At 72.1% G+C, this 16,158-nt stretch carries 12 protein-coding genes and 1 tRNA gene; 7 read left to right on the forward strand and 6 right to left on the reverse strand.

Translation table 11 applies throughout. The features are described 5' to 3' along the window. Window positions 1-14: 14 nt before the first annotated feature. Window positions 15-1,394 carry an acyl-CoA synthetase gene (locus E4099_RS07335; protein ID WP_135338131.1) on the reverse strand — a complete coding sequence of 460 codons (1,380 nt, stop codon included), beginning with the start codon at window positions 1,392-1,394 and terminating at the stop codon, window positions 15-17. A gap of 93 nt (window positions 1,395-1,487) precedes the next feature. Between E4099_RS07335 and E4099_RS07340 the strand changes: the two genes are divergently transcribed. Next, entirely contained in the window at window positions 1,488-1,913 is a 426-nt protein-coding gene (locus tag E4099_RS07340) for a hypothetical protein (protein ID WP_135338132.1), read from the forward strand. Window positions 1,914-2,524: 611 nt separating this feature from the next. On the opposite strand, the gene E4099_RS07345 is transcribed toward E4099_RS07340, so the two are convergent. After that, window positions 2,525-3,910 (reverse strand): cystathionine beta-synthase, encoded by a 1,386-nt coding sequence (locus E4099_RS07345; protein ID WP_135338133.1) that lies wholly within the window; start codon window positions 3,908-3,910, stop codon window positions 2,525-2,527. A 164-nt stretch (window positions 3,911-4,074) separates the two neighbouring features. Here E4099_RS07345 and E4099_RS07350 point away from each other — a divergent pair, with 164 nt between their 5' ends. From E4099_RS07350 to E4099_RS07360, 3 genes are all read left to right on the forward strand, one after another. Beyond that, the gene (locus E4099_RS07350) at window positions 4,075-5,097 is read left to right on the forward strand and encodes an SGNH/GDSL hydrolase family protein (protein WP_135338134.1); all 1,023 of its coding nucleotides are present in this window, start codon (window positions 4,075-4,077) and stop codon (window positions 5,095-5,097) included. A 172-nt stretch (window positions 5,098-5,269) separates the two neighbouring features. Then, window positions 5,270-6,490: an acetyl-CoA C-acetyltransferase gene (locus tag E4099_RS07355; protein WP_135338135.1), complete on the forward strand. Its 1,221-nt coding sequence runs from the start codon at window positions 5,270-5,272 to the stop codon at window positions 6,488-6,490. 472 nt (window positions 6,491-6,962) lie between these two features. Further along, a complete protein-coding gene (locus E4099_RS07360) occupies window positions 6,963-7,844 on the forward strand; it encodes a hypothetical protein (RefSeq protein WP_135338136.1) in 882 nt (293 codons plus the stop codon). 86 nt (window positions 7,845-7,930) lie between these two features. Here E4099_RS07360 and E4099_RS07365 read toward each other — a convergent pair whose 3' ends face one another. Next, window positions 7,931-8,203: a hypothetical protein gene (locus E4099_RS07365; RefSeq protein ID WP_386390077.1), complete on the reverse strand. Its 273-nt coding sequence runs from the start codon at window positions 8,201-8,203 to the stop codon at window positions 7,931-7,933. Window positions 8,204-8,385: 182 nt separating this feature from the next. Here E4099_RS07365 and E4099_RS07370 point away from each other — a divergent pair, with 182 nt between their 5' ends. Further along, the gene (locus E4099_RS07370; RefSeq protein WP_135338138.1) at window positions 8,386-8,616 is read left to right on the forward strand and encodes a DUF4287 domain-containing protein; all 231 of its coding nucleotides are present in this window, start codon (window positions 8,386-8,388) and stop codon (window positions 8,614-8,616) included. A gap of 304 nt (window positions 8,617-8,920) precedes the next feature. Here E4099_RS07370 and E4099_RS07375 read toward each other — a convergent pair whose 3' ends face one another. Further along, window positions 8,921-9,826: a Bax inhibitor-1/YccA family protein gene (locus E4099_RS07375; protein ID WP_135338139.1), complete on the reverse strand. Its 906-nt coding sequence runs from the start codon at window positions 9,824-9,826 to the stop codon at window positions 8,921-8,923. Window positions 9,827-10,011: 185 nt separating this feature from the next. Continuing rightward, window positions 10,012-10,093 (reverse strand) — tRNA-Leu (locus E4099_RS07380). Window positions 10,094-10,645: 552 nt separating this feature from the next. On the opposite strand from E4099_RS07380, the gene E4099_RS07385 reads away from it, so the two are divergent. Further along, window positions 10,646-11,428: an ABC transporter ATP-binding protein gene (locus E4099_RS07385; protein ID WP_135338140.1), complete on the forward strand. Its 783-nt coding sequence runs from the start codon at window positions 10,646-10,648 to the stop codon at window positions 11,426-11,428. Window positions 11,429-11,498: 70 nt separating this feature from the next. Next, the gene (locus tag E4099_RS07390; protein WP_135338141.1) at window positions 11,499-14,030 is read left to right on the forward strand and encodes an ABC transporter permease; all 2,532 of its coding nucleotides are present in this window, start codon (window positions 11,499-11,501) and stop codon (window positions 14,028-14,030) included. A gap of 131 nt (window positions 14,031-14,161) precedes the next feature. Here E4099_RS07390 and E4099_RS07395 read toward each other — a convergent pair whose 3' ends face one another. Further along, window positions 14,162-15,517 (reverse strand): SAM-dependent methyltransferase, encoded by a 1,356-nt coding sequence (locus E4099_RS07395; protein ID WP_135338142.1) that lies wholly within the window; start codon window positions 15,515-15,517, stop codon window positions 14,162-14,164. Window positions 15,518-16,158 lie beyond the last annotated feature (641 nt).

The following is a 16,158-nucleotide window of genomic DNA, read 5'->3' on the forward strand; positions in this document are numbered from 1 at the left end:
GACCGAGGCCGGGATCAGACCGGCGGCAGCAGCTTCTTCTGGGGCTTGCCCATGGCGTTCCGCGGCAGCGCCTCCAGGAACCGGACCTTCCGCGGCCGCTTGTGCACCGACAGCCGGCCGGCCACGAAGTCGACCAGGTCCTTCTCGCCCACCCCGTCGGCCACCACATAGGCGACGATCTCCTGCCCCAGGTCCTCGTGCGGGGCGCCGACCACCGCGGCCTCGCGCACCGCCGGGTGGTCCAGCAGCGCGTTCTCCACCTCGCCCGCGCCGATCCGGTAGCCGCCCGACTTGATCATGTCGGTGGAGGCCCGGCCGACGATCCGGTGCCAGCCGTCCGGCTCGACGGCCGCGATGTCGCCGGTACGGAACCAGCCGTCCGCCGTGTAGGCGGCCTCGGTCGCCTCGGGCTGGTTCAGGTACCCGGCGAAGAGCGTGGGCCCGCACACCTCCAGCTCGCCGATCTCCGCCCCCTCCTCGGCCACCACCCGGGTCCGGACGCCGGGCAGCGGGGTGCCCACGTATCCGGGGCGGCGCTCGCCGTCGGCCCGGGCGGAGATGGTGATCATGGTCTCCGTCATGCCGTACCGTTCCACCGGCCGCTGCCCGGTGAGCAGTTCCAGGTCCCGGAAGACCGGTGCGGGCAGCGGGGCGCTGCCGGACACCAGCAGCCGGGCACCCCGCAGCGCCCGCGCCGCCGTGGCGTCCTTCGCCACCCGGCCCCACACCGTGGGCACCCCGAAGTAGAGGCTGCCGCCGGCCGCCGCGTACGCCTCCGGGGTGGGCCGTCCGGTGTGCACCAGGCGGCTGCCGGTGCGCAGCGCGCCCAGCACCCCCAGCACCAGCCCGTGCACATGGAACAGCGGCAGTCCGTGCACCAGGGTGTCCTCGGCCGTCCAGGCCCAGGCGTCGGCCAGCCCGTCCAGGCAGGAGGCCACCGCGCGCCGGGAGATCAGCACGCCCTTGGGCGCCCCGGTGGTCCCGGAGGTGTAGAGAACGAGGCCGGTGGCCTCCGGCTCCGGCTCGGGCTCCGTCCAGGCGGCCCGCTCCGCCGGGTCCACGGGCAGCACCTCCACTCCGCCGACCGGCTCCTCCCCGCCGAGCAGCAGCGCGGCCCCGGAGTCGCGGAGGATGTGGTCCCGCTCCGCGGGCCCGGAGTCCGGCGGCAGCGGCACCACCGGCACCCCGGCCAGCAGCGCGCCGACCACCGCGGTCACCGTCTCCAGGCTGGGAGTGGCCCGTACCGCGACCACCGGGGCCCCTGCGATCCGGGCCGCCATGGCGGCCGCGGCGCCCAGCAGGTCCGCGCGGGAGCAGGCGCGTCCGGCGATGGTCAGTGCGTCCGGGCGGTCACCGCCGGACTCGGTCAGCGAGGTCAGCAGTGGTGCGGCCATGGACTGCTCCTTCGGCAGGGGGGCGAACCCGATCGACTTTCCGGGGGCTAGCCCTACTTACAACGGCACTGCGGTGACCGTACCGTCGCCACCATGGACGCCCGCGACCCCGAACTGAAGAGAGAACTCGACGCGACCATCCAGACCCGCAAGGAGCTGGGTGACGAGTACGAGTCCGCGCTGGTCGAGTCCTTCCTGGAGAAGGTCGAGCAGCGCTTTGACGACACCGCGGACCGGCATGTGCGGCGGCACATGGCGGAGCGGCAGATGGCCGCCGCCCGCGGGGCCCGGCACCCCTCCCCGGGCGGCGGCCAGCAGGGCGAGGGCATGGCCCTGAGCGAGCGCTTCGGCTTCGTGGCGGTCTCCCTGGTGCTGGCGATCCCGCTCTCCGCGATAGCGGTGACCAACGAGGGGCTGCCCGGGCTGCTGGTCGCCTGGGGCGGGATATTCGGCGTCAACGCGGTGCACGCGGTGACCGGGGCCGAATGGTTCAAGCGGAAGCCGCGGGAGGAGGACTGAGCAGCCGTGCGGCGGCCGCGAAGGCTGGTCGCCACCGGAGGAAGGCGCGCCCGGCGGTGAACCGGGCCGGGACATGCGCGGGAACCGCCGCACCCAGGTGTGAGTACCGGGGGCGGGACAGCGGCGGTTCCCGCGGAGGACGCGGGCCCGGTCAGTCCGGGCCGGCGCGTCCGGGCGACCGGGAGGTCCGGGAGCCGCTCCGGAAGTCCGTGTCGCCGCACCGGGTGTCGGTGCCGTCCTGCCGACGCCCTCCACTGTGCCCGGCCCGTGTTAAGCGCGTGCTGCGGGCGCGTGACGTATACGTACTTCTTACGTCCGGCCGCGCCCGCAGCCCTTTCCTTGACGGCCACCTGACGGCCACCTGACGGCCGACGACCGCCTGATGCCTCGCGGCCGCCTGACGCCCGGCCGCTGTCCGACGCCGGACGGCCACCTGACGCCTCACGGCGGCCTGGCGCCCGACGCCTGATGGCCGCCTGACGCCCGACGGCTGTCCGACGCCAGACGGCCACCTGACCCCTCACGGCGGCCTGGCGCCCGACGGCTGTCCGGCCCGCTGGCTCCGGCCCGGCACCCCGTCGGCTACCCGGGACCCTGGCGGCCGGCCTGCGTCACTTGTGGTTCTTGGCCAGGTAGGCGAGCAGGTCCTGGCGGCTGACCACGCCCTTCGGCTTGCCCTCGACCAGCACGATGGCCGCGTCCGCGTCGCCGAGCGCCGTCATCAGGTCCTCGACCGGCTCGCCGGAGCCGACCTGCGGGAGCGGGGCGCTCATGTGCTTCTCCAGCGGGTCGCCGAGGGAGGCGCGCTGGGTGAAGAGCGCGTCGAGCAGCTCGCGCTCCACCACGGAGCCGACGACCTCGGCGGCCATCACGTCCGGGTGGCCGGCGCCCGGCTTGACGATCGGCATCTGGGAGACGCCGTACTCCCGCAGCACCTCGATCGCCTCGCCGACGGTCTCCTCCGGGTGCATGTGGACCAGCGAGGGCAGGCCGCCCTCCTTGCCCTCCAGTACGTCACCGACGCGCACGGCCGGGCCGGGCTCGTCGAGGAAGCCGTAGTCGGCCATCCAGTCGTCGTTGAAGATCTTCGAAAGGTAGCCGCGGCCGCTGTCCGGCAGCAGCACCACCACGGTGTCGTCCGGGCCCAGGCCCTCGGCCACCCGCAGCGCGGCGACCACGGCCATCCCGCAGGAGCCGCCGACCAGCAGGCCCTCCTCCTTGGCCAGCCGCCGGGTCATCTGGAAGGCGTCCTTGTCGGAGACCGCGATGATCTCGTCGGCGACCTCCTGGTCGTAGGCGGTGGGCCAGAAGTCCTCGCCGACGCCCTCGATCAGGTAGGGGCGGCCGGAGCCGCCGGAGTAGACCGAGCCCTCCGGGTCGGCGCCGATCACCTTGACCTTGCCGCCGCTGGCGTCCTTCAGGTAGCGGCCGGTGCCGCTGATGGTGCCGCCGGTGCCCACGCCCGCCACGAAGTGGGTGAGCTTGCCCTCGGTCTGCTCCCACAGCTCGGGGCCGGTGCTCTCGTAGTGGGAGCGCGGGTTGTTGGGGTTGCTGTACTGGTCCGGCTTCCAGGCGCCGGGGGTCTCGCGGACCAGGCGGTCGGAGACGTTGTAGTACGAGTCAGGGTGCTCGGGGGCCACCGCGGTCGGGCAGACCACGACCTCCGCACCGTAGGCCCGCAGGACATTGATCTTGTCCATGGAGACCTTGTCCGGGCAGACGAAGATGCACTTGTAGCCCTTGCGCTGGGCGACCATGGCCAGGCCCACGCCGGTGTTGCCGGAGGTCGGCTCCACGATGGTGCCGCCGGGCTTGAGCTCCCCGGACGCCTCCGCCGCCTCGATCATGCGCACCGCGATGCGGTCCTTCACGGAACCGCCCGGGTTGAAGTACTCGACCTTGGCGAGGACCGTCGCCTCGATGCCTTCCGTCACATGGTTGAGCTTCACCAGCGGGGTGTTGCCGATCAACTCAATCATCGATTCGTAGTACTGCACGCCCTACTCCTGGGTAAGCGGGATCTCCGCGGTCAAGGGTGACCGCCGACGCGGTCCCGTTCGATCAGCGTAATCGGGGTTCGCCCATGTTCCGGCGAGTTGCTCGGATGCCTACCCGCCGCAACGGGGTATTGACAGTGTGTACGAACGGAGGTGGCGTCCGAATGTCGATGTCCAGGGCGAGAGTCGCGCGACGGATCGCCGCCGCCGCGGCGTACGGCGGTGGCGGGATCGGACTGCTCGGCGGGGCGGCCGTGGGTGTGCTGCTGACCGAGGTGTCGCTGGCCCGCCGGGTGATCGGCGGCAGCGCGGAGCTGCCGCCGTTCGCGGACGGCCGGTACGGGTTCGCGTTCGCCCTGCGAGACGGGTGCGGTCCGCTGCGGCTGGGCTTCCTCGGCGACTCCACGGCGGCCGGGCAGGGGGTGCACCGGCCCAGCCAGACGCCCGGCGCGCTCCTCGCCTCGGGACTGGCCGCGGTGGCCGAGCGGCCCGTGGACCTGCGGAACACCGCCGAGCCCGGGGCCCGCTCCGATGACCTGGAGCGGCAGGTGGACCTGCTGCTGGAGGATCCGGAGAACCGCCCCGACGTCTGCGTGATCATGATCGGCGCCAATGACGTCACCCATCGGGTGCCGCCCGCCAGGTCGGTGCGGCTGCTCGCCGCGGCGGTGCGGCGACTGCGCGACGCGGGCTGCCAGGTGGTGGTCGGCACCTGCCCTGACCTGGGCACCATCGAGCCCGTCTACCAGCCCTTGCGCTGGATCGCCCGGCGGCTGAGCCGGCAGTTGGCGGCCGCGCAGACCATCGCGGTGGTGGAGCAGGGCGGGCGCACCGTCTCGCTGGGCGATCTGCTGGGCCCGGAGTTCGCGGCCCGCCCCCGGGAGCTGTTCGGCCCGGACAACTACCACCCCTCGGCCGAGGGCTACGCCACGGCCGCGATGGCGGTACTGCCCGCCCTGTGCGCGGCGCTCGGCCTGTGGCCGGAGGACGCCCTGGAGCGGCCCAGCGGCGAGGAGGGGCTGCTGCCGGTGGCCACCGCGGCGGCGGAGGCGGCGGCCGAGGGAGGTACGGAGGTCACCGCGGCGCGGGGCCCGTGGGCGCTGCTGCGCCGCCGCCGCAGGCATCTGCCGACGGAGACCGAGGCGGTCGGCCAGCCGTCCGGCCCGGAGCCGTCCCTCCCGAACTGAGGCGCCCCGCCGCACCGACGCCCAGCCCGGGGACCGCCCGCCGCCCGGGCATCTCCATGACCTGAGCGGTTGCTTAGAAAAGAGGTCGGCATCACAGCCGGTAAACCGTGACCCGTGCCATACGGCCGGGTAATTTCCCTTCAGTCCAGCCTTCTCCCCCTATGGAGCCGTGATGCCCGAAGCCGTGATCGTCTCTGCCGCCCGCTCCCCCATCGGTCGGGCCTTCAAGGGCTCGCTGAAGGATGTCCGGCCGGACGACCTGACCGCCGAGATCATCCAGGCCGCGCTCGCCAAGGTGCCCGAGCTGGACCCGCGCGAGATCGACGACCTCATGCTGGGCTGCGGTCTGCCCGGTGGCGAGCAGGGCCACAACCTGGGCCGGATCGTCGCCGTGCAGATGGGCATGGACCACCTGCCGGGCTGCACCATCACCCGGTACTGCTCCTCCTCGCTGCAGACCTCCCGGATGGCCATGCACGCGATCAAGGCGGGCGAGGGCGACGTCTTCATCTCGGCCGGTGTCGAGATGGTCTCGCGCGGCGTCAAGGGCACCTCGGACGGTCTGCCGGACACCCACAACCCGCTGTTCGCCGACGCCGAGGCCCGTACCGCCGCGCGCGCCGAGCAGGAGGGCACGGACTGGCACGACCCGCGCGAGGACGGTCTGATCCCGGACGCGTACATCGCGATGGGCCAGACCGCCGAGAACCTGGCGCGGCTGAAGGGCGTCACCCGCCAGGAGATGGACGAGTTCGGCGTACGGTCCCAGAACCTGGCCGAGGAGGCCATCAAGAAGGGCTTCTGGGCCCGCGAGATCACCCCGGTCACCACGCCCGACGGCACCGTGGTGAGCAAGGACGACGGCCCGCGCGCCGGCACCACCCTGGAGGGCGTGCAGGGCCTCAAGCCCGTGTTCCGCCCCGACGGCCTGGTGACGGCCGGCAACTGCTGCCCGCTCAACGACGGCGCCGCGGCGCTGGTGATCATGTCGGACACCAAGGCGCGGCAGCTGGGCCTGACCCCGCTGGCCCGGATCGTCTCCACCGGTGTCTCCGCCCTCTCTCCCGAGATCATGGGCTACGGGCCGGTCGAGGCGTCCAAGCAGGCGCTCGCCCGCGCCGGGCTGAGCATCGGCGACATCGACCTGGTCGAGATCAACGAGGCGTTCGCGGCGCAGGTCATCCCGTCCTACCGGGACCTGGGCATCGACATCGACAAGCTCAACGTCAACGGCGGCGCGATCGCGGTGGGCCACCCCTTCGGCATGACGGGCGCGCGCATCACCGGCACGCTGATCAACTCCCTCCAGTTCCACGACAAGCAGTTCGGCCTGGAGACGATGTGCGTGGGCGGCGGCCAGGGCATGGCGATGGTCATCGAGCGGATGAGCTGAGCCGAGCGGAGGGTACGGGTCGCCCGAGGCACGAGGGCGGCCTGTGCCCGCAGCGGAGGCGAAGCTCAGCGCGACCACAGGCACGAGCGGATGAGCTGAGCCGAGCGGAGGGTACGGGTCGCCCGAGGCACGAGGGCGGCCTCCCCCGCCCGCGGTGAAAGCGCAGCCCAGCTCGGCCGCGGGTACACGCTCCGCGTGACCATGGGGCGGGCGGCCGGAGCAGGTTGCGTGGGCCCGCCCTCACCGCCGTCTCCCGCGGGATGCGGGCGGCATCCGAGTTGTGACCGAATCTCCCCCAGGATGTGACCTACATCCTGGGGGACTCGCGTCTGTGCAGGTCAGAGCGGCACGGATAGGGGCCCTGGGACGTTGTACCCGCCCCATTGGTGACGTTATGCACTGACAGCCGACCACGGCACAAGCCAAGCTGGGGTAGGAAGTCGGGGGATCAACAGCAACCGGGAGTTTGTCAGTGAGCGCCATGACTCTTGCCCTCCTGCTGGCCGCGGGCTCTGCCACGGCCGTGGGCACCGCCGCCCTGCACACCGCTCGCGGCCTGCGCCGGCAGATCACCGAGCTGCGGGGTGAGCTCGCCGAGACCGCGCTGCTGCTGCGGGAGCGGACCGCCGCGGTGCCCGGTGCCCGCCCCGTCCCGGCGGAGGAGATACGTGAAGCGGTGGCGGACGCGCTCGCCGAGGAGCGGGAGCGCGAGCTGGCCGAGGCCCGGGCGTTCTGGGCCGCGCAGGAGGCTCGCGACATGACCGGCGCCACCGCCGCGGACGCCCCCTCGCTGCTGGGCGGATTGAGCGGGCTGGGTGACGACTCCCCGCTGGACGCCTACCCCGACGCCCAGCTCTTCGTACCGCGGCAGGCGGACTTCGCGGGCCTGGAGCCGTCGGTGAGCTTTGACGCGGAGCTGCCGGTGTTCGGCCCCGAGGTGTTCGATCCGGCGGGCGAGCTGGAGCTGGACACCGACCCGATCGAGCCGGCGGAGCTGGCCGCCGCGCGCCGTCGCCACCCCTCGCACCCCGACTTCGTACCCGCCCAGGGCGCCGGCGATCCCGAGCGCACCGCGGACCGGCTCGCCGAGCTGGCCGAGGCCCGCACCCCGCTGGCCGATGTGCGGCCCGGGCCGCTGGGCACCCTGGACGTCTATGTCTTCACCGACGGCACCACCATGTGCATGACGCCGGGCCACCGGGAGACCGCGGACCGGCTCGCCGGCGCGCTGCGTGAGGGCGTCACCCCGATACTGCTGGGCAGCTCCGGCGTCTCCGGTGCGTACGCGCTGACCTTCGCCTGCGGCGAGGAGAGTGTCTACGTCCTGGCCGACCGGGTCATCGCCGCACTCTGAGTCCGGGAGCCCTTCCCTGAGGGCCCGTCACCGCCCCAGGACCGACCGCGGTCGCCTTGGTCGCGGTGATCGCCCCCGTCCGCCGGTCACCGCGTGCCGGGACCGATCCCCCGAGCCGTCTCCGTCACCAGCCGCAGCGCCTCGGCCGCCTGATCGGCACCTCCAGAGGTGCGGCGGAGGATCTCGGCCAGATCGTGGCCGGCCACCGCGAGCTGATCCGCCACCATGAACACGCCTGCCTCCGGCATCAGGCGCGGCTCGGCGTCGGGCGCCTCGAGCCGCTGGGCACGCCGGGCCAACTCACGGGCCAGGGCGAGCCCCTGGGCCGCCGCCCCCTGGGTCAGGGCGGACTGGGGCATGGCGCGCAGCCGGTCGGCGAGGCGGTCGACGGCGGTCAGCAACTCGGTCACTTCGGTCACGATGCGAGCCTATGCGCCGCCCATGGACTGTTGCCAACGGGCCGGGGCTCGGGCACGGTGAGCTGAAGACGAAGCCACCGGCCCCACCGAATGGGGCGGGACGGACCGAACCGGAGGCGCCGATGCCCCACGTCTTCTCCGAGGAAACCCACCGAAACCTGCTTGCCCGTATCCCCGAGCGCACCGGCCGCGAAGTGGCCGACTGGATGCGCACGGTCGACGAAGGACCCTCCCTCATCCGCTTCGAAGAGAAGGTCAGTTGGCTGCGCGGCGCGCATGGACTGGCCTATGGGCACGCCAAGGCGATCATCCACGAGCACGACCTGCGCCGGGCCGCACGCAAGCTGCGTTAGGGTCCGCGAGCGGCGGTGATCGGGAACGGGCCGGGACGAGGCCCTTGATCCGGATCACCCAGATGTGAAGGTCGAGGCCGGCGGGGCGGCCCTCAGGGAGCCCGCGCGTCGTGGGACGTCGCCTCGCCGAACCTTCGGCTTACCGAGCCCGCGCTCGCCGGCGCCTGCCCATCCACGCGAGAACCGGCCTTCTCGCAGACGCGCGCCCGGCGCCGACCGGGGCAAGGTACGACGAGGGGCCCGCAGCAAGCCGCGGGCCCCTCGTGTCGCCGGCTCTCGGAGCCGGCCTGACCACACCGTCCGACTACAGCTCTCGCAGGATCGCGAGCAGCCGCAGCAGCTCCAGGTAGAGCCACACCAGCGAGAGGGTGAGGCCGAACGCGGCCATCCAGGACTCCTCGCGCGGAGCGCCGTACCGGATGCCGTCCTCGACCTGCTTGAAGTCCATCGCCAGGAAGGCCGCGCCGAGCAGCACGCCGATGATGCCGAAGACCACGCCGAGGCCGCCGCTGCGGAAGCCCAGGCCGTCACCGCCACCGAAGGCGGCGAACAGCAGGTTGGCCGCCATCAGCAGCACGAAGCCCATCGCGGCGGCGATCACGAAGCCGGTGAAGCGGGCGTTGACCCGGATGAGCCCGGTCTTGTAGGCCACCAGCACGCCGACGAAGACCGCGGTGGTGCCGAGCACCGCCTGCATCGGGATGCCGCTCCAGCGCTCGTTGAACGCCTGGCTGATGACACCGAGGAACAGGCCCTCGAAGGCCGCGTACGCCAGGATGAGCGCCGGGCTGGCGGTGCGCCGGAAGGACTGCACGAAGCCGAGCACCATGGCCACCAGCGCGGCGCCGAAGCCGACGCCCATCGGCAGCTTGGTGGCCCAGGCCACCGCCGCGGCCACGATGACCGTGCCGAGCGTCATACCGGTGCGCATGACGACGTCGTCCATCGTCATGCGGCCGGTCTGCAGCGGGCCCGCCGGCGGGGCGCCGTACATCTGCTGCAGCTGGTCAGGGGTCAGATTGTGCTGGTCGCCCAGGGCGTACGGGTTGCTCGGTGCCTGCTGCTGCGCGTACGGGTTGCCCTGCGGCTGCGCGTACGGGTTCCCCTGGGCGGCGGCGGGGCCCCCGGCCTGCGGCGCCGCGCCGAAGCCCGCATAGCCGCCGGCGCGGCTGAACCCACGTCGCGAGAAGACCGGGTTGCTGCTCCTCATCTCACTCCTCCATGGCCGCCGTGCGCGACCTTGCGTCAAGAGTAATGGGTAAGCAAAAGATGCACCCTAGTGCTCAAGCAGGATATTAGGAGGAAGTTCGGCCGCCGTCCCGCCGGTCCCCGGACCGATGCCGGAACGTAGTGCGACGGGGTCCGCACGGAGTGTGCGCCCGGATGACCTGGAGGTGCCCGGAGCCGGACTTGAACCGGCACGGCCCGAAGGCCAGCGAGGTTTAAGCTCGCCGTGTCTGCATTCCACCATCCGGGCGTGGCCCTCGGGCCGCACGCACGACCCTCGCCATGGAGCATGGACGAGCCTATCCGGGGAGCCGTCCCCGAACAGTGGAACGACGAACCGAGGTTGTCTTATTTTATTGGCAACTGAGGGATCATCAGCAGGGGGTCAAGGCCCTTGGCACATGCCTATGGCCCGGTCACCCTGGTCACCGGCTGCGCTGCACTCGTGACAGGGAATGACGGAATCTCGTCGGTCCCTGGCCGTACGAAGCCCTCTCGCCGCCGGGTCCCCGCCTGATCTCCGCCCGGTCCTCGCGCGATCCCAGCCTGATCTCCGCCCGGTCCTCGCGCGATCCCAGCCTGATCTCCGCCCGGTCCTCGCGCCGTCCTCGCACGGTCCCAGCCCGGCCGACGCCCCGGCCCGGACCCGCGGGGCCCGGTCTCATACCCAAGTAGGACACGGCCCGCGCCAGTACCTCTTGAGGCCCCCCTGAAGACGAGCGCGCGGGCTGATTCGCGGCGCTGAACCGGCAGGGAGGATGGAACCCATCGAGACCTCCCCGATCCGACAGGAGCCAGAGCCGTGACCACGACCCCCTACGGCGCCCAGACCGCCCCCCGCACCCGCGTGGCAGCCGCGGTCGCCACGGACCTGACCAAGGTCTACGGCCAGGGTGAGACCCAGGTGGTCGCCTTGGACGCGGTCTCGGTGGAGTTCCAGCAGGCCGAGTTCACCGCGATCATGGGGCCCTCCGGCTCCGGCAAGTCCACCCTGATGCACTGCATGGCCGGCCTGGACACCGTCTCCGGAGGCTCGGCGCGGATCGGGGACACCGAGCTGACCGCGCTGAAGGACAAGAAGCTCACCCAGCTGCGCCGGGACAAGATCGGTTTCATATTCCAGGCGTTCAACCTGCTTCCCACGCTGAACGCCCTGGAGAACATCACCCTTCCGATGGACATAGCGGGCCGGAAGGCCGACAAGGCGTGGCTGGACCAGGTGGTCGCCACCGTCGGCCTCTCCGGGCGGCTCAAGCACCGGCCGAACCAGCTCTCCGGCGGTCAGCAGCAGCGTGTCGCGGTGGCCCGCGCACTGGCCGGCCGTCCCGAGATCATCTTCGCCGACGAACCCACCGGCAACCTGGACTCCCGCTCCGGCGCCGAGGTGCTCGGCTTCCTGCGGAACTCGGTGCGCGAGCTGGGCCAGACGGTGGTCATGGTCACCCACGACCCCGTCGCCGCCTCCTACGCGGACCGGGTGGTCTTCCTCGCCGACGGCCGGATCGTCGACGAACTCCGCGACCCGACCGCCGAGACCGTGCTCGACCGGATGAAGCGCTTCGACGCCAAGGGCCGGGTCAGCTGAGGCGCGGCGCCCCGCCGGCTCCGCCCCGCTCACCCCCCGCCCACGGCCGACCTCACAGGACTCACCGACCATGTTCCGTACCGCCCTGCGCAATGTGCTCGCGCACAAGGCCAGACTGCTGATGACGATGCTCGCCGTACTGCTCGGCGTGGCCTTCGTCTCCGGCACCCTGGTCTTCACCAACACCATCTCCCAGGCGTTCCAGAAGAGCTCTGAGAAGGGCTTCACCAACGTCGACGTCGCGATCAAGCCGGACACCGACAACGACAAGCGGATCGGGCCCGCCCCCCATCTCAGCCAGCGGCTGCTGGACCGGGTGAGCGCGCTGCCCGGCGTGGATTCCGCCACCGGCATCGTCCACGGCTACACGGCCCTGTCCGACAAGGACGGCGACACCCTGCGCTCCGGCTTCTCCAACGCCGGCGCCAACTACTACCCCGGCAAGGACGGCAAGGACGCCCGCTACCCGCTGCGGGACGGTCGGGGACCGCGCTCCGCCGACGAGGTGGCGCTGGACGCCAAGACGGCCGACGCGGGCCACTACAAGGTCGGCGACACCATCCGGCTCTCCGTCGACGGCCCGGTGCTCAGCCAGAAGGTCACCGGCATCTTCACCACCGACGACGGCAACGTCGCGGCCGGCGGCACCCTCACCCTGTTCGACACCGCCACCGCGCAGAAGCTGTTCGACCAGCCCGGCCAGTACAGCGAGATCGACATCAAGGCCGCGGCCGGCACCTCGCAGACCGCGCTGAAGGCCGAGGTGGACAAGCTCCTGCCGAAGGGCGACGCCAAGTCCTACACCGGTCAGAAGCTCTCCGACGACCAGGCCAGGGACATCAAGAACGGCACCAGCACCCTGCGCACCGTCCTGCTGGTCTTCGCCGGCATCGCGCTGTTCGTCGGCATCTTCATCATCGCCAACACCTTCACCATGCTGGTCGCCCAGCGCACCAAGGAGCTGGCGCTGATGCGCGCGGTCGGCGCCAGCCGCCGCCAGGTCACCCGCTCGGTGCTGATCGAGGCCACCCTGGTGGGCCTGGTCGCCGGTGTCGCCGGCATGCTCGCCGGCATAGGCATCGGCGCCGGCCTGCGCTCCCTGCTCGGCTCCACCGGCGTCACCTTCCCGGACGGGCCCCTGGTCATCACCGGCGGCACCATAGCCATCTCGCTGGCCGTGGCCGTGGGGGTCACCGTGCTCGCCGCCTGGCTGCCCGGCCGCCGGGCCGCGAAGATCCCGCCGGTCGCCGCGATGAACAGCGTCCACGCGGTCGCCACCACCCGCAGCCTGGTGGTGCGCAACACCATCGGCGCGCTCTTCGCCGGCGCGGGCATCACCGCGGTGCTGGCCGGTACCACCATGGAGGACGGCAAGGGCGTGATGGGCCTGGGCGCGGTCGTGCTGCTGATCGGCGTGTTCGTCCTGACCCCGCTGCTCTCCCGCCCGATCATCGCCGCCGCCGACCCGCTGCTGAGGGTGTTCGGGATGCCCGGCAAGCTGGCCCGGCAGAACGCGGTGCGCAACCCGCGCCGTACCGCCGCCACCGCCTCCGCGCTGATGGTCGGCCTCACCCTGATCACCGGTCTGACCGTGATCGCCGGCAGCATGCAGAAGAGCATCGACAAGATGGCCACCGACTCGCTCAAGGCGGACTACGTCGTGAGCATGGGCGACATGGGCGCCATGCCGCTCTCCCCCGAGGTGGCGAAGAAGCTGGCCACCCTGGACGGTGTCACCGCCAGCAGCCCGCTGCGCCTCGCCGACTCCCGGATCGACGGCGAGGACGAGAACCTGGTGGGTGTCTCCGGCAAGTCCCTGGACAAGCTGCTCCAGGTGGACTTCGAGCAGGGCTCCTTCGCGGCCCTGAGCGCCGGCAAGGCCGTCGTGGACCAGGACACCGCCGAGGACAAGGGCTGGAAGGTCGGCTCCACGCTGAAGGTCACCTATGAGGACCGCAGCACCGGCACCCTGACCATCGCCGGCGTGTACCACGGCAACGAGATGATCCGCGGCCTGATGGTGGACAACTCCGTGCTCACCCCCCACCTGCGCGAGGTCAAGGACTTCCAGGTGATGGTGAAGACCGCGGACGGTGCCAGCGACGCCACCAAGGACCGGCTGGAGAAGGCGCTCGGCGAGAACCCGGCGATCCAGGTGCAGGACAAGGAGGACGTCTCCAACGACATCGCCCAGATGTTCACCATGATGCTGAACATGCTCTACGGGCTGCTCGGCATGGCGGTGATCGTCGCGGTCCTCGGTGTGGTCAACACCCTGGCGATGTCGGTCTTCGAGCGGTCCCAGGAAATCGGGATGCTCCGCGCGATCGGCTTCGACCGCCGCGCCATCAAGCGGATGGTGCGCCTGGAGTCGCTGGTCATCTCGCTCTTCGGCGGGGTGCTCGGCATCGGCCTCGGGATCTTCTTCGGCTGGGCGGCCGGTGAGATCATCGCCAGCAGCATCTCCACCTACGAGCTGGTCCTGCCCTGGGGCCGGATGGGCGTGTTCCTGCTGCTGGCCGGTCTGGTCGGCGTCCTGGCCGCGCTGTGGCCGGCCCGCCGGGCGGCCAAGCTCAACATGCTGGCGGCCATCAAGGCCTGACCGGCGAGCCGCCCCAAGGGGCGCGGGATCAGGACAACAGAGTGCGGGGCCCGGAACACAGCGTTCCGGGCCCCGCGCGGTCGCGGTGGGCCGGGACGGGACGAGGCGGGGCGGGGCAGCGCGGGCCGGGTTCAGCCGCGCCAGTCGCGGGCTCGCAGTGGCAGGCCCGAGGTCCCCGACCTCGGAGTGCGTACCGCCAGCACCTGGTTGACCCCGATGCGGTTGTGTTCGAACGCCAGCGCCGAGGCCGCCATGTACAGCCGCCACACCCGGGCCCGGCCCGGCGAGGTGGCGCGTACCGCCGCCACCCAGTTGGCCTCCAGGTTGGCCACCCAGTGCCGCAGCGTCAGGCCGTAGTGCTCACGGATCGCCTCCACGTCCCGGATCTCGAAGCCCGCCTGCTCCAGTTGGGACACGGTGCGGCCGAGGGGTGCCAGCTCCCCGTCCGGGAAGACGTAGCGGTCGATGAACTCGTCCACGTGGTAGGCGGTTTCGTCCGGCTCCGGGCGGCGGGCGATCTGGTGGTTGAGCAACCGGCCGCCGGGCGCCAGCAGCCGGTACAGGTGCCCGGCGTACTCGGCGTACTGGACCGAGCCGACGTGCTCGGCCATGCCGATGGAGGAGATCGCGTCGAACGGCCCGTCCGCGACCTGCCGGTAGTCCTGGGACCTGATCTCCACCAGTTCGCTCAGTCCGGCCTCCGCGACGCGCTTGCGGGCGTAGCCGGCCTGTTCCTCGGAGAGGGTGATGCCGACCGCCCGCACCCCGTACTCGCGGGCCGCGTGCAGCGCCATGGAGCCCCAGCCGCAGCCCACGTCCAGCAGCCGCTGCCCGGGCGCCAGGGCCAGCTTGCGGCAGACCAGGTCGAGCTTGGCGCGCTGGGCCTCCTCCAGGCTCCCCAGCCCCTCCGTGCCCCCTCCGGGCGCCGTGCCGGGCCCGGCCGGGGCGGTGTCCCAGTAGGCGCAGGAGTAGACCATGGAGGGGCCGAGCACCAGCTGGTAGAAGTCGTTGCCCACGTCGTAGTGGTGGCTGATGGCGGCCTTGTCGCGGCGGAGGGTGTGCAGCGGCCCGCGGCGCGCGCCCACCTCCTCGGGGGGCGGGGCCGGCGGCAGTCCGGGGCCGGCCAGGGCCAGCAGTCTGCGGACCGTGGAGCGCCGCGCCGGGTCGCGCACCACCCCCCACAGGGCCCGCGGGCGGCTCTCCCGGGACCCGCCCCCGGGGCGCTCCCAGACCAGCTCGGCAAGGAGGTCCAGGGCCTGGTAGAGGTCGCCCTCGATGTCGATGTCACCGGCCACCCAGCCACGGGCCAGACCCAACTCGCCCGGCTTCCACAGCATCCGGCGCAGCGCCCGGCTGCGGCGCAGGACCAGGGTGGGCGCTCCCGGCGGGCCCGCCTCGCTGCCGTCCCAGGCACGGACGCGCACCGGGAGCGGAGCCCCCAGCACCTCCTCGGCGAGCGCGGTGAGCCGTCGAGCGGCGTCGGCCATGTCGCACACCTCCATGATGGTGAGTCAGGGAAGGGTCATCCATCACCTCAACACCGTCAGGCATGCCGGCCAGTCCCGCACTCGCGTCTGGACTCGGTAAAACAGGATTCAGCCGATCGGCCGCCTCGGTCCTGTCCCAGGCCCCGGGCGTCTTTCAGCCGCTTTCAGTCCCCCTCCAGCCGTCTCCAGGGAGACTATTCGGGGAACCCTTCGCGACCCGACGCGCCAGGTCGGCCTGGTACGCCCCCGGGCCTCCGCCGACCGCCGCACCTCGCGCCCGAAGGGGCGCTGGGGTCCCCCCGGACGAAGTCTGGGGGTGGGGGCACCTCCCGGACGAAGTCTGGGGGAGAACTGCGCGACCAACCACAGGCCGCCCGCACCCCGACCACACGCCCCACGCCCTTCGGCGGCGGTGTGCCCCACGCCCTCCGGCGACGGTGTGCCCCACGCGGACACGCGGATACGCCAGGCGCACCGGGCACACCGGCACGGGGACGGCGCCCCAGGCCCGCCAGGCGCCCCAGGCCAGCCTGGCACGCCAGGCACGCCAGGCACGTCAGGCACCGACGGACACCCAGGCTCACCGACCTCACCCGGCACACCCTGCTCCCCCCTGTCGCTGATACACATCTGACGCTTCC

The organism is Streptomyces palmae, assembly GCF_004684805.1.
Lineage (GTDB): Bacteria > Actinomycetota > Actinomycetes > Streptomycetales > Streptomycetaceae > Streptomyces > Streptomyces palmae.

Coding starts and splice junctions, on each gene's coding strand:
- E4099_RS07335 (WP_135338131.1), bottom strand. CDS start 1,394: ATGGCCGCACCACTGCTGACCTCGCTGACCGAGTCCGGCGGTGACCGC.
- E4099_RS07340 (WP_135338132.1), top strand. CDS start 1,488: ATGGACGCCCGCGACCCCGAACTGAAGAGAGAACTCGACGCGACCATC.
- E4099_RS07350 (WP_135338134.1), top strand. CDS start 4,075: ATGTCGATGTCCAGGGCGAGAGTCGCGCGACGGATCGCCGCCGCCGCG.
- E4099_RS07355 (WP_135338135.1), top strand. CDS start 5,270: ATGCCCGAAGCCGTGATCGTCTCTGCCGCCCGCTCCCCCATCGGTCGG.
- E4099_RS07365 (WP_386390077.1), bottom strand. CDS start 8,203: ATGCCCCAGTCCGCCCTGACCCAGGGGGCGGCGGCCCAGGGGCTCGCC.
- E4099_RS07370 (WP_135338138.1), top strand. CDS start 8,386: ATGCCCCACGTCTTCTCCGAGGAAACCCACCGAAACCTGCTTGCCCGT.
- E4099_RS07375 (WP_135338139.1), bottom strand. CDS start 9,826: ATGAGGAGCAGCAACCCGGTCTTCTCGCGACGTGGGTTCAGCCGCGCC.
- E4099_RS07390 (WP_135338141.1), top strand. CDS start 11,499: ATGTTCCGTACCGCCCTGCGCAATGTGCTCGCGCACAAGGCCAGACTG.
- E4099_RS07395 (WP_135338142.1), bottom strand. CDS start 15,517: ATGGCCGACGCCGCTCGACGGCTCACCGCGCTCGCCGAGGAGGTGCTG.